We start from the raw sequence: 18449 nt of genomic DNA on the forward strand, positions 1-18449 counted from the left end.
TTGCCATGCTTAACGTCATGTTTACCATGTTGGGTGATTATGGGGTTCATTAGTAACGGTGTCCAAATTGTTAGTTGAGTATCCCATGCAAAAATTGAGTGTTGTGAATGCATTGCCAAAAGAAGCCACGGAATTAGAGTGGTGCAATACAATCATAAAAGGAGACTGCATTTCGGCATTGGAAAAATTGCCAACCCATTCTGTTGACGTTATTTTTGCTGATCCTCCTTATAATTTGCAGCTTGAAGGTGCGTTACACCGCCCCGACCAATCATTGGTTGATGCTGTTGACAATGATTGGGACCAGTTTGAGAGTTTTGAAGCCTATGACGCTTTCACCCGTGCATGGTTGCTGGCTTGCCGGCGTGTGTTAAAACCAACCGGGACGGTTTGGGTTATTGGTTCATACCACAATATTTTCCGTGTTGGCGCCATTATGCAAGATATGGGCTTTTGGTTGCTTAACGACATTATTTGGCGCAAAACCAACCCTATGCCTAATTTCCGTGGTCGTAGGTTCCAAAATGCCCATGAAACTATGATTTGGGCATCGCGCGATAAAAATGCCAAAAGCTATACGTTTAATTATGATGCTTTGAAAGCCGCCAATGAAGATGTGCAAATGCGCTCTGATTGGTTATTTCCTATTTGCACCGGCAGTGAGCGTTTGAAGGATGATAGTGGCCATAAGGTTCACCCAACCCAAAAGCCAGAAGCTTTACTTGCTCGTGTTTTGCTTTCGTCTACCAAGCCGGGTGATGTTATTCTTGATCCATTTTTTGGATCTGGCACAACTGGCGCGGTTGCCAAGCGTTTAGGACGTAATTTTGTTGGTATTGAGCGTGAACAAGATTATATTGATGCTGCAACAGCGCGTATTGATGCAGTAGAGCCTTTGGGTAAGGTGGAACTAGAACTAATGAAAGGCAAGCGTGCCGAGCCGCGTATCGCCTTTAACAGCCTTATTGAAGCAGGCCTATTAAAGCCAGGCATGGTGCTTTATGATAAAAAGCGTAAAAATGCGGCAATCATTCGTGCCGATGGTACAGTTGCTTGTAAGGGTGATGCTGGTTCAATCCATATGATGGGGCGTAAGGCGCAAAATAGTGAAAGCTGTAATGGTTGGACTTTTTGGCATTTTGAAGAAGATGGCAAGCTAAAACTCATTGATGAATTGCGCTCACAAATTCGCCGTGATCTTGCAGCCGCTGGCGCTTAATTCTTGTTAATTTTAAAGATGTGAAACTGATTGCTTTTAAAAGGCAATCAGTTTTTTGTTTTTAAGGCATTATGCTAAATTATGAATGGTTACATTATCAACTGCAGCAAGGGCTAAATCACATATATGGCGATGATGGGTTAAGTAAATGACTTGACCGCTTTTTGCCATTATGCCCATCAGCCGCAAGGCTTCACTTGCACGCGGTTCGTCAAAGGTTTCCATAATGTCATCAGCGATAAAGGGGATTGGCTCATGGTTTTGTGCAAATTCTTGATAGCCAGCAAAGCGCAAGGCAAGATAAAGCTGGAAGCGAGTGCCTTTGGAAAGGTCTGATGATAGTTTAGATTTACCGTCCTTGTCGATGGCGATAAGTGTTTCTTGGCTGCCTTTTAGCTGTGTGGTTAAACCGCTATAATGACCCGAAGTTATTTCATGAAAGGCTTGCGAAGCTCGCTTTAGCATTGAGCTACGATGGCGATCACGATAGTGTACTAAGGCTTCTTGTGCTAATCTTTCGCCTGTTTTGAGCTTTAAATATTGGAAGGCCAGTTCTTCTATTTCTAGCCTTATGGTTTGCCTTTCACTTTCAATCCTTGCCACTTTATCATCACCGCCAATGGCATCAAGTTGTTTGCGTTTTTCATCAAATAAAGCAAAGGCTTGTTCTTTTTCAGCGCTTAATGGTTGCATTGCAAGCTTTAACTCACCAAGCGCAATAATATCACTTGGGCCCCCATCTAAATCTATATTTTCAAGGGCCGCATGAATATCATCGCAATTATAGTCGCTTTTTATTTCATGCTCGCATTTGGCTAGCTCTTGTCTTTTATCGGTAATGTCTTTAGCCAATTCCAGCTTTTGTGCCAGATCATTTAAATCATCAACGGCAAAATCAGAATTGGCAAAATGGTCAAACCGTTGCTTAATTATTTGATGATGCGCCGCAAGGTCATGAATGATGGTTTGATATTGTTTTTCAACTTCCTGCAACTCTTTATAGTTTTTTTGATTTTGATCGGCTTTTTGGATTGCATCAAGAACATTTGTTTGTAAATCACTAAAAGCAATAAGCGGATCGTTAAAATCACTTTGATCAAAATCTGGTTTGGCAATGCGATAAAGCGACAAGACTTCATTATGAAAACTTGCCATATCCTTTTCCATTGCGGTTATGCGGTGCTGAAGATTATCGCATTGCTGCTTTAAATCGGGTAAAAGTTCTAACTTATTGATATAATGCTCAATAGTTTCAATAGGGGATATTTCTGCAAGCCAAAGGCCGTTTAATGCCTCATTCCACTCATTTTGCCATTGCGCGGCCTTTTGCAGGACTTGCTCGCTTGCTTTACGTCTTTCTGCAATATCGTGATTGGCTTTTTTAAAAGCACGTTCGCTCTCGCTTTTTTTATGCTTTTGTTCGGTTTGGCTTTCGATGAATTTTTTGCCAAGCACCATAAGTGCTTTAATATCCATAGTGTCATTGGCATTTGGCACATTTTGGCAAATATCGGCTTGGATTTTAGCAATATCTGCTTGCACCGCAGCAAAACGCGCCTGCATCGTGATGATTTCATTGCTTATTGTTTGATAATTTTGGCGTTTTATCAGCCAATCTTGCAAAAATTTCATTGCAGCAAGGCTTGGCATTGCTTGTTCAATACCAATTTTTTGCAAAGTCTCAGTTACAAATTCATCAATCTTGATGCGCTCTTGCTCTTTATGCTGCATGCTGTCTTCAAGGTTAATTTGCTTTTTTTGTTCCTCATTCCACTCTATTTGCGCTTGCTCTAACTGGGCAATGCGCTCAAAATGGGCGAGGCGGCCTTGTAACGCATCATCATAATCGCCCATAGCAAGAGAAAATTGATTGGCGCTTTCATGGTCAAGTTTATTATAATGGTTTTGCCAAGCAAGCAGCTTTTGCTGCGCCAATGTTTTTAAGGTTTCGCTGTCAACCAGATTGCTTTGCTTTTTAAGGGTTTCAATCCGTGTTTCAATATTGGCAAGCTTATCAGCAATTTGCCGTTTTTCTAAAGCAAAATCATCCAATTGTTGGTTTAATCGCTGAAACTGGTGATATTGCTCGTTCCAATAATCTTTGTCAGCAATAATTAGCCCATTAAGATCACTTATTGTGCCGCTAAATGGCGCAAGCGCAGCAAAAGCTTGCTGTTGTTCATTTTGCAAGCGTGTGAGATTGCTGGCAAGATTTTGGCTCTCAACAAGCATGCCTTTGTCGGTTAACTCAGTTAGCTTTGCTTCTAGCAAAAGTACTTTATCTTCATCAAAGGCAAGTGATGGGGTGTCAAAACCTGTTTCAAGCTCTTGCAAGGTTTTTTCAGCCAGTTGTAATTCCCCTTGTGTGGAGGCAATCTGACTATCGATTAAAGGCTTTTTGTGTAACAAATCTTTTAAAGGCGCAAGGCGTAATTTATTAATCAAAAGCTCATCTATCGAGCGTTCTGGTTGATTAAGTTGCTTTATAAGTGAAGAAAGTTCCGCTTTCTTTTGCATAAGCTCATCTTGGCGTTTTGCAATGTCATTTTTTGCGGTGATAAAGCGCGATTTTGGTTCATCTGCCAGCAGTTTTATGGTGTCGCCAAGCTTAATAAGCTTTGGTTCAAAATTACTTTGCTGAAGTTTTTCCTTTAAACTCGCAATTTGCGCGGTTAAATAGTCTTTCCTTTGCTTAAAAGCACTATCATTTTGCCAAAGCTGCGCCATTTCACTGCGCCAAAGGTTAAGTAAATCATTTGGCGGCACTGGAAAACCAGCAAAATGCTCAAGGCTTTGCACTATTTCAGTGTAGTTTTTTAATTTTTTGCGCAATTCAATTTGCTGGTTTAAACGGTCTATTTCATTTGTTTTGCTAAGTAGTGTTTGACTTTTTTGGTTATAATCTTCTTCTGCCTCGCGCTTTTCTTTAACCAATCTTTTATAGGCAGATGCCGCAACGTCAATTTCGGCACTTTCTTGCTTTAGCTCGATTAAGCGCTTCTTTTTTTGCTGGATTGCGGTTGATGACGCGCGGCTTCGATAAATGGCATCGGCAGCTTTTTCTATTTCTGCAAGTTTTTGGCTTACACCATCAAGGCCAGCAGTGGCGGAAAATAAAATTTCGCCAAGGTCGCCTTTGCTGTTTAATATATCATTGCCGCCTTTCTCAAGGCTGTCATCATCAAGGGAAAACATGGCTTGATAGCTATCGCGGTTAAGACCAGCCATATTGCTTAGTAAGGCTATTTCACTAAATGGGTTGGCCGCACCATCAATTAAGGAGTTTTTATTGGCTTTTATGCGTTGCAAATCTAATATTTGGTCGCTTGTTTCGAGCTTCGCACCGATTTTCATTGTGGGATATTTGTGTAAAAAACTATAGGAATTTTCTTTTCCCATGCCGAATAAAAAATCAAGCCAAGCGGTAAAAGTGGTTGATTTGCCAGCCTCGTTTAAGCCGTAAATAATATGAAAATCACTGATTCCTGCTTGTTTTTCGCCAAAATCCAAGGTGAAATCGGTAAATTTGCCATAACGGGTAAGGTGGAGCTGCTTAATTCTCATTATGCTTTTAACCGTGCAATAATATCACGGCTCCCCTCATTAATAAGCTGGTCAATGAAGCTATCAAAGCTTTCCTCATCATCGCCCATAAGGCTATTGAGGCCTAGTTGGGGATCATTGCGTAGTGAAGTGGCCGTTTCTTTGATGAATTTGCGTATATCGCTGCGGTTTTTTGCAATATCTGCCATAATTAATGCAAGTTCACTTGTTGGGTCAGCGGTGCTGTTTTGCGCAATTGCGGGCGTGGTGCGCACCAAAAGCTTATCAATCCACATATTGCCAATTTTCTCACCAATGAGTTTGGCTTCCTCTAACAATTGGCTGTCATTGATTAACCGCCAGTTTAAAGGCGTTGCACCAATTAATTCAATGCGGGCAACCAAATGCTGCGAGAGTGCTTTTTCCTTGGCAAGCAGCATAGCGTGTTCGATTTTTGGAACAACAGTATTAAAGTTTTCAATGCCGCTTACATCAACAGCAATAGGGTCAAACTGCGCTAGGCTTATAGGTTTTTCATCTAAGCTTATGCTGCCATCATCTGCCACCGTGACTAAAGTTACTGATTTATAGCCATTTTCATTAATATCTCGTCCTTGCGGAATACCCGGCATAACAATTGTGGTCTTTGTCGTTTTATCTTCAATGACTTGTCTTTTATGGATATGCCCCAAAGCCCAATAGTTAAAATCGCAATTTTGCAAATCTTTAACACTGCAAGGCGCATAGGGGTCATGGCCACTTTGGCCATCAAGGCTTGTATGCATGAGGCCAATATTAATATGGTCGGCAAGTGGCGCTTTATATAGCGGTAAAAGGCTATCGGGCGCCGTTTTTTCTTTAAAACTAATGCCGTGAAGTGCAATATTAAGCGTATCGGTTTTAATGGTTTCAACGCCGGCGCGTGTTTTAAAAACTGTTACATTTTGTGGTAAGGTCAATTCATGGGTAATGGTAGAAGCTGCATCATGATTGCCGCGAATGATGAAGCAGGCAATATTAGCGTCATCAAGCCGCTTTAACTCCATGCTTAAAAAACGTGCCGTTTTCATTGAGGTTTGGCTGCCATCATAAAGATCGCCAGCAATGATAACTGCATTAACCCTTTCTTCAATAGCAAGGTTAATAATGTTGGATAATACAGTGCGGCTGGCATTACCGATAAGATTGCCCAACTCTTCATCACGTAAGGATAGCGAGCGTAAGGGTGAATCAAGGTGAATATCTGCCGTATGAATGAAGCGAAACGCCATGATTATATCCCCGTATTTATATTAGCGCGCATTTCGATCTGATTGTATCGGATCGGCGCTCTAATCGGTTGTTTACACCGTGTTTTTGTCCGAAAACCGCTTCACACTTTTCGAAAAAAACGCTCTAACGGAAACAATAATACAGCGATTAATATAAGGCAAGCATTGACGCGCAACCGCTTTTATATGGAGAAATCTTTCACTATTTCAAGTCAAGTTTATTGCATGACTATCAATGATAAAATATCACAGCAATTAGGTTATAAAGCGTGAAATGACCATATGGTTTAAAAATCACCAAACAAAAACTAATTGGCAGCAGGTAGCTTTTGTTTGCAATTGGTAAGCCAAACATCATAAATTGGGTGTTCTACCGCATTTAGACCAGGACTATCAGCAAACATCCAGCCTTTAAAAATAGGTTTAATTTTTTGGTCCAAAGTGACCTCATTTACCTCAACAAAGCCATCGGTTTTAGTTGCTTCGTCGGCGCTGCTGGTAAAGCAGGCACGCGGTGTCACTTGTAAAGCGCCAAATTGGTAGGTCTCACCTATGGTGATATGAAAAGTGGTCGTGCGTCCAGTTATTTTATCAAGGCCAGAAAATTCGGCAATGGGATTGCTAATGCGCTCAGCCAATGTTGGGCTTGCAATAGCAGCTAGGGCCAAAACAGCAAGGCTTAAAGATTTCACGAAAGAAAAAGGCTTTAACAATTTTATCATAGCGACCATTCGAAACTTTAAATTATGTGGCTGTATTTGTTATAAATACAAGTCATGAGCTTTAAACACAAACTATGGCAATAAAAAACCAAATTTACAAATAATCATAATTAAATTGGCTTTTTTTAAAAAATAAACATGCATAAAATTAATTATGCATGTTTGGAATGTTTTATATCAACTGAAATAGAAAAAAGCTGCATCAATTCTGCTAAATTTCAAAGTCCAGTATAATATTTCTGCTGCTTATTCCGGTGACCAAGCATTATAATCGCCAGTAACTTTAGGGCGCTTACCATGATTCTCAATCGAGCCTTTAGGTGTATAAGCATTTGCTGAACCAGTCTGGTTTGACAAATGTTCTTTTTCCCATTCAAACGGCACATAATTTTCTGCAGATGGCGGTGTGTCAACGCGGTGATGCATCCAGCCATGCCAACCGGGTGGAATTGTTGACGCTTCAGAATAGCCATTATAGATTACCCAACGGCGTTTATAGCCATCTACGTGCCAACCACCTTCATAATAGACATTGCCAAACTCATCTTCACCAACGCGTTTACCCTTGCGAAAGGTGAAAAATCTTGTGCCAATTGTCGTACCATTCCACCAAGTGAAAACTTGTCTTATTAAACCGGCCATAGCCTTAAACTCCTCAATCATGCCAGCAAAGGGCACAAAATGAATATGTAGGGTCTCTTATGAGCCTATAATGGCATAAATGCAAGAAATAATTAGAATAGTTCTTTTTCCATTACAATTTCAAAAACATCTTTTTGCTCTTGAATGGGGGTTGGAACTCCAATTTTCTTGTAGCCTTGGCTTTCATAAAATTTCTGTGCGTCTGTACTTTTTTCCAATATTATAACACGGCATTTACGTGCATTGGGAAAAGATTCTTCAACCTCGATCAAAAGACGTTTACCAATGCCTTGACCTTGATATTTGGGGCGCACCATCAGCTGTTGAATAAGAACAGTTTCTGGAAAACCTTTTACGCCACCTTGTAAGGCATATGCCGCACCTTTTAATTCGTCACCATCATCTGCAACAATAAATTCAGAAGAGGGGCGGGTGAGGCACTTTTTAAAATGATCAACAGATTGCCATTTGCCAATAATCTTATCAACAGATTCACTGCTGATAAGATTATCATATAGTTCATGCCAAGTGGCAAATAACAGTTCGCGAATTGATTCTATATCATTTTTTGTAGCGGTTCTAAGCCACATAATATTTATTCCAACCCTAGTTTAGCCTTAACAATGTCATTAACTGCTTGCGGATTTGCCTTGCCACCTGTTGACTTCATCACTTGCCCAACAAACCAGCCAGCAAGTGTTGGTTTTGCCTTTGCTTGCTCCACTTTGTCTGGATTTGCGGCAATAACATCATCAACCGCCTTTTCAATGGCGCCGGTATCAGTTACCTGCTTTAACCCGCGGCTTTCAACAACTTCACGCGGATCACCGCCCTCAGTCCAAATAATTTCAAAAAGATCTTTGGCAATTTTACCTGAAATAGTGCCTTCAACAATAAGCTCAATGATAGTGCCGAGCTGTAACGGGCTAACAGGCGTTTCTTCAATTGAAAGACCAGCTTTATTTAAAGCACCAAGCAAGTCGTTAATCACCCAGTTTGCTGCAAGTTTGCCATCACGGCCTTTTGCTACTTCCTCAAAATAATCAGCAATGGCTTTTTCAGTAATGAGGATTGATGCATCATAGGCTGAAAGACCAAGAGAGGAAATAAGACGGTCTTTTTTATCGTCAGGTAGCTCAGGCAAGTCTGCGGCTAGTTGGTCGACCAATTCTTGGCTAAATTCTAGCGGCAAGAGATCAGGATCTGGGAAATAACGATAATCATGCGCTTCTTCTTTAGAGCGCATGGCGCGTGTTTCGCCCTTTGCTGCATCAAAAAGCCGTGTTTCTTGGTCAATTGTACCGCCATCTTCCAAAATTGCGATTTGGCGTCTTGCTTCATAATCAATGGCTTGGCCAACGAAGCGAATGGAATTAACATTTTTAATCTCGCAGCGTGTGCCAAATTCACCGCCTGGGCGACGAACCGAGACGTTAACATCGGCGCGCATGGAGCCTTCATCCATATTGCCATCGCAAGTACCTAAATAGCGAACAATAGTGCGCAATTTGGTGACATAGGCCTTGGCTTCATCAGCTGAGCGCATATCCGGTTTTGACACAATTTCCATCAAAGCAACGCCAGAACGGTTAAGGTCAATACAAGACATGGTTGGATGGTGATCATGGATTGATTTACCTGCATCTTGCTCAAGATGCAGGCGTTCAATACCAATTTCAATATCTTCAAATTGTCCCTTATTATCAGGGCCAACTGAAATGATAATTGCACCTTCGCCAACGATAGGTTGTTTGAATTGCGAAATTTGGTAACCTTGCGGCAAATCTGGGTAAAAATAGTTTTTACGATCAAAAACCGATTTTAGATTAATCTGCGCCTTTAGGCCAAGGCCAGTACGAATGGCTTGTTTTACACACTCAATATTAATAACTGGCAACATTCCCGGCATTGCTGCGTCAACCAATGAAACATTTGCATTGGGCTCAGCGCCAAAAGAAGTTGAAGCGCCCGAAAATAATTTCGAGTTTGAGGTTACTTGGGCATGTACTTCCAAACCAATAATGACTTCCCAGTCACCAGTGGCACCAGAGATGAAACGTTTTGGTTCTGGAATTCTATTATCAATGATGGTCATTGCCAATCCATATATTCAAATCAATTCAAAGAAATTCTGAAGATATTGGCTACTGCAAATGAGCAAAAAAGGCAAGAGGAAGCATTGGTTTAACATAGTGTTCCGCAAGTTTTTGATTAGTTTTGCAGTAATTTTAAAAAACAATGGAGAATATAAATCACGTTAGATGAGGTTTTGCCCAATGATCTTACAATTTTACTTTTTTAAAATATTGAGATGAAATCAAGCTAGCTGACGTTTTTTGTTATCTTAGTTAAGCATTGATCGGTAACTACACCACTTAAAAAGCAGCCTATTGCCGTTTAAGGATGCTGTACTCAACATCCTTAAACTGTTTAATTTTGCAAAATATCAAAACTTAGTTGCGCGCTATTTCAGAAGATTGAAATGCGCGATGCATCGCCTGTGCGCCTTCTTTTTGCATATTGATGCGCATTTTTTCTTCAGTTGCTGCTAATAATTTAGCAACGGTATTATTGCGCTTGGCAACGGGATTTCGCTCATAACCTTTACGCAAGAAAAAATTCGCAGTTGGCACAATTTCACGCAATTCTTGCGGCATGCTAATCATGTCATAGCCATTGCCATCACCAGTAAGGTTAAGCATTTCAAGTTCTGCGCCGGTTAATTGGCGCGTTACGCCTTTGGCATGAAGAAAATGCATCGATGTGCGTAATTTATGGGTTTGCAGTAGCGGCCCAACATCTTTGTCTAATGTCATAGCATGAATACCAAGGCCGGCTGGCGTTTTGGCAAGCTCTGCCTGCGCAGTCCATTGATGGGGTACGGTGCGCGCCCTTGCAGTCATTGCGCTAACAACATCTGCTTTACGCAATAAGCGTTGGCGATTTGCCCCTTGTGCCCTTTGCGCTTGGGCTTTAAGTTCGCGCACGATTTCAGGGCCAAACTCATGCATGACGCTAACACTTGCGGTTGCAACGAGCTGATTATAACCAATAGCGGTGGAAATTGGTCGCGCATTAGCATTGCTTTTTAGCATGCCGGCTTGCAAGTCATGAGTACCATCGCCACCTGTTTCAAAAGCATAAAGCGCAACCAGTTGGTAGCGTGTTAGGCCAGCTTGCGAAGCTGCATTGGCATAAGCGCGCATGAATTCTTCTTCATTGCGCGGGCGGTCGGGGGTAAAACCATAGACAGATTTAGCCGCAGCTAGAAAATCACCAGTACCTGGAATTCTTGCACTTGGTTTTGCTGGTGCTATTTGCCCAGGCATTGCGGGTTTTGGTGGACCATCATAGACTGGAGGCTGATTTAAAACATAATCATTTTGGGTGATGGCTTGGCCATTACGGCGTTTTTCATTGCGCTGTTTACGCTTTGCTGAAACATCATCCCAATATTTTTCCGCCTTTTTGCTGTAAGCGGCATGGGCGACTGCCCAGCTGTTGCTGGCCGGATTGGTTGGGCGATAGGCTGTAACGCTGGCTGTTGTCTCAACGGATGGTGTCGGGCGGTTTTGCGCAATTGCCGCACTAGGTGCTATATTGGCAGTATTGCTTTTAGGTGCAATGCCTTGCGATAAACCACTCATGGGATTTGAAAAACCACATGCTGTTATGGATAGTGATGCGGATGCTAACAAAAACGCCGTTAAAGCGGACTTGTTGAATTTGCCTGTAGCCTTGGTAAAAAAGCGAAATATCACTATGCTATCCTGTCATCGAGTTTAAAAGTTTAATCAGCATAGCAATTTTAAATATTTATGAAATAAAATATCTAATGCTTGGTTAGCCAATTATTAAAAATGCTCAACATTACCATAATTAGCAATGACGATTTGAATTAGTTTGTCATAGCAATTTTTAACAGAATATGAATTTTTGCCAAAACAAAGGTCATACACAGTTTTTTGTCAATCAACGGCAGTAATTTTAGTCAAATTGCCAATTTTACCCTGCGCGTAACAGGCGTATTGCATCATCACGCCTAAATAAATAGAGCAAAAGCCGTAAGGCTTGTCCTCTTGGCGAGGTAAGGTCTTGGTCTTTTTCAAGTATAAGACGCGCATCTTGGCGCGCCATTTCCAATAAATCAGCATGGCTTTCTAGATTGGCTAACTCAAAACCGGGAAGACCTGATTGTTTGGTTCCCAGCAATTCACCTTCACCGCGCAATCTTAAATCTTCTTCAGCAATACGAAAACCGTCTTCCGTTTCACGCATAACATTAAGCCTTGCAGTTGCAGTCAGCGATAATGGCGATTTATAAAGCAAAATGCACGATGATTCCTTGTTCCCGCGCCCAACACGTCCGCGCAATTGGTGCAATTGCGCAAGCCCGAAGCGTTCAGCATGTTCAATAATTATAATTGAAGCATCGGGAACATCGACACCAACTTCAACAACAGTAGTGGCAACTAGCAAGCGAATGTCGCCAGTTTTAAATTTGGCCATGGCTTCATCTTTTTCAGCATTAGCCATTTTGCCGTGGACTAGGCCAATTTTGTCACCAAAATATTTTTGCAAATTCAAAAAGCGATCAGTCGCCGAGGTGAGTTCCAGCACTTCTGATTCTTCAACCAAGGGACAAATCCAATAGATTTTGTCGCCTTTTTTTAATGCTGCATCAACCCGCTCCAATAATTTATCAAGCCGTTCTAATGGCAATGTGGCGGTTTGTATTGGTTTACGCCCTTTTGGCTTTTCACGCAGCTTTGACACATCCATATCGCCAAAAGCTGTTAACACCAAGGTGCGTGGAATGGGGGTTGCGGTCATCACCAGCATATCAGGGGCTTGACCCTTAGCTGTAAGTTGCAAGCGTTGATGGACACCAAAGCGGTGCTGCTCATCAATAATTGCAAGGACAAGATTATGATAATCGACTTTTTCTTGAATAAGCGCGTGGGTACCGATGATAATTGCTGCTTCACCACTGGCAATATCGTCCAAAATGGCTTGCCGTTCTTTGCCTTTTTCACGCCCTGTTAATAAAACTGCTTTAAGGCCAATATTAGCAATTAAAGGTGCAATGGTTGCATAATGTTGGCGCGCCAATACCTCTGTTGGTGTCATTAAAGCTGATTGGCCATTATTTTCTGCCGCCTGTAACATAGCATAAAGGGCAACGATGGTTTTACCTGATCCGACATCGCCTTGTAACAGCCGCAGCATGCGCTCAGAAGAAGCAAGGTCCTTTGATATTTCTTCAATGGCTATTTTTTGCCCTTGGGTCAGTTCAAAGGGTAGGTAAGATTTTAATGCATTGATATATTTGCCAGTGGTTAAAAGTGGGGTGCCGGAAAGACGTTTGGTTTTTGCTCGCACCAAGCCAAGCGCCAATTGTCCTGCTAAAAATTCATCATAGGCAAGCCTGCGGCGCGCTGGGCTTAAAAGCGCAATATCTTCAGGTGTTTTAGGCGTGTGGACTTGGCTTAAAGCATTTTGATAGCTTGGGAAGCTTTCGCGTTTTATAAGGTGTTCGTCCTGCCATTCGGGTAGGTTAGGGATGTGGGTTAAGGCGTCTATAATGGCGCGAGATAAGGTTTTAGGTGAAAGGCCAGCCGTTAGCGGATAAACGGGTTCTACCAGTAGCAGCTTTTCTTCTTCATCAGCGCTAATAATATGGTCCGGGTGCACCATTTGAGCGCGGCCATTAAAATGCTCCACCTTACCAGAAACAAGAACTTTCGATCCCACTGGCAGTAGGTTTTCAAGCCAAGCTTTTTGCCCACGGAAAAACACTAAGGCTATATCGCTGCTATCATCATGGCAATAAACGCGATAGGGAATATTCTTTCTATTTGCTTCAGGCGGGTAATGGGTATCAACCACCAGCTCCAAGGTTACAATTTCATCCTGTTTGGCGCCAGTAATGAAAGGTCGATTGCGGCGGTCAATTATTGATGTCGGCATTAAATGAAGAATATCCACCAAACGTGGTTCGCCAATATCATGGCTAAGGTCGAGCAATTTGCTTATTAAGGCACAAATCTTGGGGCCAACACCAGCAAGGCTGCGAATGGAAACAAAAAATGGATCAGTAATTGATGGACGCATTTAGCCAGCCTGAAGAGTGTAAATTAATTAGATTTCATTTGTTTTCAATTGGTGTTTTAGTTGACTTTAACAATAAATCAAAAAAGCTATTATTGAATGTATTTGGTAAAATATAAAACGCCAAAAATCCATTATCAATATAGAAAATGCCCCGTTAAGGGCATTTTGTTTCGTTTAATATCCGCTATTTAATAGTTTTCATTTTCGCTTTGCTGGGATCTGCACTTACTGTTCTAAATAATTTACCATCTTCAGCAATAAGAACGAGTATTAATGCTAAAATGCCAACAATGAAAAAGCCTGCGGCAATTGGGGTGATTGTGCCGTGGAAAAAATGGCTGATAAGTAAACCACCGCCAGCACCAATAAGCGTTTGCATAAAGCCAAAAACTGATGATGCTGTACCGGCAACTGCCCCTAAAGGTTCCATTGCCAATGAGTTGAAATTGGCGCCAATTGCGCCAAATGCAAACATAATGATGGTAAATAACAGCATATAGGGAATAAAGGGCACATGGGTTGGCGTTAGCCATGCCCATAAAAATAACACAAATGAGGCTGCCACAAAAGCTAAAAGTAGAAAATGTGAAATACGGCGCATGCCAAAGCGGCCAACAAAGCGCGAATTTAAAAATGCAGCCAATGCTTGGAAAGCAGCGACGGCGGCAAATGCGGCTGGAAACCATTTGCCTAAACCGTAAATTCCGTCATAAATTTGTTGGGCAGTGTTAAGTGCGCCAAAAAGCGCACTTAAAATAACCGAAAAAGCCAAATTATAGCAAAATGAAATCTTATTAGATAAAACAGTTTTAAAGCCTTGAGTAATGGCGGAAAATGTTAATGGGCGTGGAGCAAAAAGCGTTTCTGGTAAACGCTTCCAAACCCATATCGCCATAATAATACCGACTGCCGCCATGACAAAGAAAATAAGCTGCCATGGGCCAAGCATGAGAATACCTTGCCCTGTTGCTGGGGCAATAATTGGCACAACCATGAAAACCATCATCACAATGGACATGACTTCTGCCATTTGGCGGCCGCCATAAAGATCGCGAACGACTGAAACGCAAAGCACGCGCGTTGCTGCAGCACCAATGCCTTGTATGGCGCGCAAAATTAAAAGGCCGATAAAAGATGGCGCAAATGCACAGGCAAAAGATGCTATTGCATAAAATATCAGGCCAATAATTAACGGCACACGTCTGCCTAAACGGTCCGATAGTGGGCCGACAAATAATTGCGTAATACCAAAGCCGAGCAAATAGCAAAAAATAATATAATGATGCGCATTTTCGCCAAGTACTCCAAGGCTTGCTTTAATGTCGTCAAAAGCGGGCAACATAATGTCAATGGCAACGGCGTTGGTCGCCATGAGAGCGGCAATAAGAATAATAAATTCTTTAACGCCAACACGTTGCTTTATTGCTGCGATATGCTGTTCTTGTGCCATATCTTGGGTCATAGTTTTGTCTTTAGTCTTTCAATAATGGGCCGTATTTATTCGGCATATGGTCGGTTTATTTTTAAATATTTATCAATGGCTTAGGCTGGTTATTTAAACGCACTTTATTGGGTATAAATCCATATTATTTGTGGCACCTGACTTTAATTTATTGGCATATCAAAAAAAAATGAAGAATTATAGAAAAACAAATAAAATCAAAAAGTCAGGTTAAATGAGCACATAGACATATTTAAACACAGCATATCAACATTTAGGTGCTGACCCTATTGCGCTGTTTTTTAATATAAACATTTACTGAGCATTTTGCTTTTGTAATCTTACGGGCGCATTGCCCCAAAAATTGCGACCCAAAATTTGCCTAGCCATTTAAAGCCTGAAAACTGGTTATAGTATTATCTATAAGTTGAAAGGAATTGCAAAGCAATTCTAAAATCTGAGTTTGGTAAAAATATAAATCGATTTAAAGCTATAGGTTGAAAATGTGATATTATACAAATTTTTTGCATAATATTTTGTTTTAAAAGGTTTTTAGCCTTAAACGATCACTTGCATTAAATCATTATATGTTTTTGGGAAAATAAGGCCCATAATTGCTAAAATGAGCCTTATAAATGCAATTTGTCCCTTAAGATAAATTACCTATAAATTGCGTAAATACCATAAGGCCCTCTGGCCAAGGGCCGTGACCGGATTTGGTGTTAATGTGACCTGCTTCGCCAGCATCTAAAAATAGCGAACCCCAATCTTCCCCCAGCTTTTCAGCCACAGAAAACTCGCAATATTCATCATTCCGGCTGGCAATTAGAACTGATGGAAAGGGCAGCTTTTCGGTAGGGTAGGGTCCGAAAGTCATTAAATGCTTAGGCCGTATATTGGGGTTGGCAACATCGGGAGCAGCAACTAGAAAAGCGCCTTTTACGCGTTTGCCAAGTAAAGGTACTGCTTGCACAATGGTTGCAACGCCCAAAGAATGACCAACAAGCAAAACGGGACGTTCAGATTTTTCAACTTCTTCGCGAAGCCGCGCAATCCATTCGCTGCGCACTGGTTTTGACCATGCATCTTGCTCCACCCGACGCGCAGTCGTTAATTTGCGCTCCCAGCGTGATTGCCAATGGTTTTCATCAGACCCTTGGTATCCAGGTACCATTAATATATCTAATTGATTTGCTTTCATATTTTATTTTGTTGCCCGTTTTTGCAACATCCTTTATCAAATAATCAAACTGAGTTTTGTTAATATATAGCTATATAGTTGCTAAATAAAAGAAATTTAACCCTAATGGTCCTTTTATGATGGATTAAAAACACTGCGGATGAAGTGATTAAGAGGATTATCTGGCTCTAGCATTAATTTTATTGCTAATATTGTACATATGATAACAAGAAGTGGTTTTATAAGTTTGGTGCCGATTTTCATGGTTAGCCTTGCGCCAATTTGCGCGCCGATAAATTGGGCCACTCCCATGACAAGGCCAATTTTCCAATTAACGACACCAACTGCGGCAAAAGCTGCAAAACCACCAATATTAGATGAAAAATTAAGCAGCTTTGTATGGGCAGTTGCTTTTAGCATACCAAAACCAGCAAGAGATACAAAAGCCAGCATGAAAAAAGAACCGGTGCCCGGGCCAAAAACGCCATCATAAAAGCCGATTAAAGGCGGTATTGTCATGGTAAATAAAAATTGCCCCATGCGCCGCGTGCGATCAACATCGCCTATATTGGGTTTTAATGCAAAATAAAGCGCGACGCTTACCAGTAAAATCGGTAAAAAGGCAGTTAAGACTTCTTTGGGAAGCTTGGTTGCGAGCAATGCACCTAGTAGTCCGCCAGCAAATGCTAATAATGCCTCCCACCCTTGGCTTTTAAGGTCAACATGGCCAGCACGCGCATAAGCAATGGTTGCGGATAGTGAGCCAAAGAGTGATTGCAATTTATTGGTACCAAGCGCTGCAACCGGTGAGCCGCCAAGCCCTAGATAAAGGGCAGGTACAGTAATTAGCCCGCCGCCGCCAGCAATGGAATCAATAATACCAGCAATGAGAGCGGCTGCGATCAACATTAATGTTGTTGGATCAAGAAGAAAATCAATCATATCGTTCCCTTATATAGTATGATTTCAACATTCTTCTCATGATTGAAACCTTCAACCGTTTTGCACTATTTGATGATGCTCTGCAATTTCAAAATTGCGATGGTCATTTTAATGTGATGGAGCAAACTATACGGCTAATTATTTACGGAAAAAAATATTTTTTAAAACTGATTGAACTTTTTCAAAAAATATATGTTTATAAATGGGTTACCCAATTAAATAACAGTCATTAATCAGCTATGGTTTGTTAACTGCAAAATAGCTATTTACATCGGAGCGCTTGATGAGCGAAGGTTTCTTTCATAAAATTGCTAATTACTTCACTCGAAATAGTGTGGTAAGTAAAGTTGCAGGCGATCCAGCTATTGCAGCTGAGCTTCTCCTGCTGATCAAGATTATTTTTGCCGATGGTGAACGCGGCCACGCAGAAACAGAAGTTTTTGCGCAAATTGCACAGCAACAATTTGATATTCCTGCCGATGCACTGCCTGATGTAATCCGCTATTTGGGCGATTATGGATATGAAACAACCACCGCCCAAGCCGCAGCATTGTTTAGTGATTTAGCACCTGAACGACGCATATCATTGGTGCGTAATTTGATGGCGGTTGCCTCAGCCGATAATTATATTGATGAAAATGAAGTTGCCTTTATTGAACGCGTTAGCGCGATACTGGGTATTAGCCCCCAAGAGGTGGATGAAATTTGGAAAAGTAATTAGGGTAGAAATCACCAGCTAGAGCGCATTTCGATCTGATTGGATCAGATCGGCGCTCTAATCCATTGTTTAAACCGCGTTTTTTGTCCGAAAACCGCTTCACACTTTTCGTGAAAACGCTCTAATATTAGCTTCATTGTTTCACTATAAAGCCTTATGACATAATGATGTGTGATATAATTAAAAAAAAATATTGCTTAGCTGTTGGCGCCTCGTCCAAGGCTAATAATATTGATGCGGTAAAAGAATTACAACAAGCATTGGATGGACTTGAAATTCAATTCTCTTTTATTGCAACATTAGACAAGTTTCGCCATTCTGTATGGTTACCTTATCTTGAAAGCTATTTTGCGGTGCCAATTTTTCTTTTACCAATCAGTTCTTTACAAAAACATCAACCACATATTGAAAAACCTTCCATGAAGGTTTTTCAAGAAACCGGCTATTATGGTATTGCTGAGGCTTTAGCGCTTGCCGCCTTTGATGGCAATGCTAAATTGATTGTTCCTAAAACGGTTTGTTGTGGTTTCACCTATGCCATTGCGTGTGAAAATTTTTGATAATTGCACCACTGAACGTCTTGATAAGGTCAATTATTAAACTTAACCCTTTGATTAAATCAGTGTATTGCTTTTGCCGTAAATGCTAATTTCGCAC

At 41.2% G+C, this 18449-nt stretch carries 14 protein-coding genes; 3 read left to right on the forward strand and 11 right to left on the reverse strand.

Annotation, left to right across the window (positions count from 1 at the left end; genetic code table 11):
* Positions 1 to 85 precede the first annotated feature (85 nt).
* A complete protein-coding gene (locus N5852_RS06395) occupies positions 86 to 1219 on the forward strand; it encodes a site-specific DNA-methyltransferase (RefSeq protein WP_262099574.1) in 1134 nt (377 codons plus the stop codon).
* Between the two features lie 69 nt (positions 1220 to 1288).
* On the opposite strand, the gene N5852_RS06400 is transcribed toward N5852_RS06395, so the two are convergent.
* The 11 genes from N5852_RS06400 to N5852_RS06450 form a co-directional block, all read right to left on the reverse strand.
* The gene (locus N5852_RS06400; RefSeq protein WP_262099575.1) at positions 1289 to 4783 is read right to left on the reverse strand and encodes an AAA family ATPase; all 3495 of its coding nucleotides are present in this window, start codon (positions 4781 to 4783) and stop codon (positions 1289 to 1291) included.
* Positions 4783 to 6033 (reverse strand): metallophosphoesterase family protein, encoded by a 1251-nt coding sequence (locus N5852_RS06405; protein ID WP_262099576.1) that lies wholly within the window; start codon positions 6031 to 6033, stop codon positions 4783 to 4785. The genes N5852_RS06400 and N5852_RS06405 overlap by 1 nt, the downstream gene beginning before the upstream one ends.
* Positions 6034 to 6341: 308 nt before the next feature.
* Positions 6342 to 6755, reverse strand: coding sequence for a DUF2155 domain-containing protein (locus tag N5852_RS06410; RefSeq protein WP_262099577.1), 414 nt, complete (start codon positions 6753 to 6755; stop codon positions 6342 to 6344).
* A gap of 246 nt (positions 6756 to 7001) precedes the next feature.
* Entirely contained in the window at positions 7002 to 7397 is a 396-nt protein-coding gene (locus N5852_RS06415; RefSeq protein ID WP_182417056.1) for an NADH:ubiquinone oxidoreductase subunit NDUFA12, read from the reverse strand.
* A 92-nt stretch (positions 7398 to 7489) separates the two neighbouring features.
* Positions 7490 to 7987, reverse strand: a complete 498-nt coding sequence (locus N5852_RS06420; RefSeq protein WP_262099579.1) for a GNAT family N-acetyltransferase — start codon at positions 7985 to 7987, stop codon at positions 7490 to 7492.
* Between the two features lie 5 nt (positions 7988 to 7992).
* Entirely contained in the window at positions 7993 to 9492 is a 1500-nt protein-coding gene (gene gatB, locus N5852_RS06425; protein WP_262099580.1) for an Asp-tRNA(Asn)/Glu-tRNA(Gln) amidotransferase subunit GatB, read from the reverse strand.
* Positions 9493 to 9850: 358 nt separating this feature from the next.
* Complete coding sequence (locus tag N5852_RS06430; protein WP_262099581.1) at positions 9851 to 11158, reverse strand: hypothetical protein; 1308 nt, start codon at positions 11156 to 11158, stop codon at positions 9851 to 9853.
* A gap of 244 nt (positions 11159 to 11402) precedes the next feature.
* Positions 11403 to 13511 carry an ATP-dependent DNA helicase RecG gene (gene recG, locus N5852_RS06435; protein WP_262099582.1) on the reverse strand — a complete coding sequence of 703 codons (2109 nt, stop codon included), beginning with the start codon at positions 13509 to 13511 and terminating at the stop codon, positions 11403 to 11405.
* Positions 13512 to 13695: 184 nt separating this feature from the next.
* The gene (locus N5852_RS06440) at positions 13696 to 14973 is read right to left on the reverse strand and encodes a multidrug effflux MFS transporter (RefSeq protein ID WP_262099583.1); all 1278 of its coding nucleotides are present in this window, start codon (positions 14971 to 14973) and stop codon (positions 13696 to 13698) included.
* A 628-nt stretch (positions 14974 to 15601) separates the two neighbouring features.
* The gene (locus tag N5852_RS06445) at positions 15602 to 16153 is read right to left on the reverse strand and encodes an RBBP9/YdeN family alpha/beta hydrolase (RefSeq protein ID WP_182417050.1); all 552 of its coding nucleotides are present in this window, start codon (positions 16151 to 16153) and stop codon (positions 15602 to 15604) included.
* Positions 16154 to 16267: 114 nt separating this feature from the next.
* Positions 16268 to 17074: a TSUP family transporter gene (locus N5852_RS06450; protein WP_262078117.1), complete on the reverse strand. Its 807-nt coding sequence runs from the start codon at positions 17072 to 17074 to the stop codon at positions 16268 to 16270.
* A 283-nt stretch (positions 17075 to 17357) separates the two neighbouring features.
* Here N5852_RS06450 and N5852_RS06455 point away from each other — a divergent pair, with 283 nt between their 5' ends.
* Entirely contained in the window at positions 17358 to 17795 is a 438-nt protein-coding gene (locus tag N5852_RS06455; protein WP_182417048.1) for a tellurite resistance TerB family protein, read from the forward strand.
* A 161-nt stretch (positions 17796 to 17956) separates the two neighbouring features.
* Entirely contained in the window at positions 17957 to 18352 is a 396-nt protein-coding gene (locus N5852_RS06460; RefSeq protein WP_262099584.1) for a cobalamin biosynthesis protein, read from the forward strand.
* Positions 18353 to 18449: the final 97 nt, after the last annotated feature.

The sequence above is a fragment of the Bartonella sp. HY328 genome (assembly GCF_025449335.1).
GTDB lineage: Bacteria > Pseudomonadota > Alphaproteobacteria > Rhizobiales > Rhizobiaceae > HY038.

Coding starts and splice junctions, on each gene's coding strand:
- N5852_RS06395 (WP_262099574.1), top strand. CDS start 86: ATGCAAAAATTGAGTGTTGTGAATGCATTGCCAAAAGAAGCCACGGAA.
- N5852_RS06400 (WP_262099575.1), bottom strand. CDS start 4,783: ATGAGAATTAAGCAGCTCCACCTTACCCGTTATGGCAAATTTACCGAT.
- N5852_RS06405 (WP_262099576.1), bottom strand. CDS start 6,033: ATGGCGTTTCGCTTCATTCATACGGCAGATATTCACCTTGATTCACCC.
- N5852_RS06410 (WP_262099577.1), bottom strand. CDS start 6,755: ATGATAAAATTGTTAAAGCCTTTTTCTTTCGTGAAATCTTTAAGCCTT.
- N5852_RS06415 (WP_182417056.1), bottom strand. CDS start 7,397: ATGGCCGGTTTAATAAGACAAGTTTTCACTTGGTGGAATGGTACGACA.
- N5852_RS06420 (WP_262099579.1), bottom strand. CDS start 7,987: ATGTGGCTTAGAACCGCTACAAAAAATGATATAGAATCAATTCGCGAA.
- gatB (WP_262099580.1), bottom strand. CDS start 9,492: ATGACCATCATTGATAATAGAATTCCAGAACCAAAACGTTTCATCTCT.
- recG (WP_262099582.1), bottom strand. CDS start 13,511: ATGCGTCCATCAATTACTGATCCATTTTTTGTTTCCATTCGCAGCCTT.
- N5852_RS06440 (WP_262099583.1), bottom strand. CDS start 14,973: ATGACCCAAGATATGGCACAAGAACAGCATATCGCAGCAATAAAGCAA.
- N5852_RS06445 (WP_182417050.1), bottom strand. CDS start 16,153: ATGAAAGCAAATCAATTAGATATATTAATGGTACCTGGATACCAAGGG.
- N5852_RS06450 (WP_262078117.1), bottom strand. CDS start 17,074: ATGATTGATTTTCTTCTTGATCCAACAACATTAATGTTGATCGCAGCC.
- N5852_RS06455 (WP_182417048.1), top strand. CDS start 17,358: ATGAGCGAAGGTTTCTTTCATAAAATTGCTAATTACTTCACTCGAAAT.
- N5852_RS06460 (WP_262099584.1), top strand. CDS start 17,957: ATGATGTGTGATATAATTAAAAAAAAATATTGCTTAGCTGTTGGCGCC.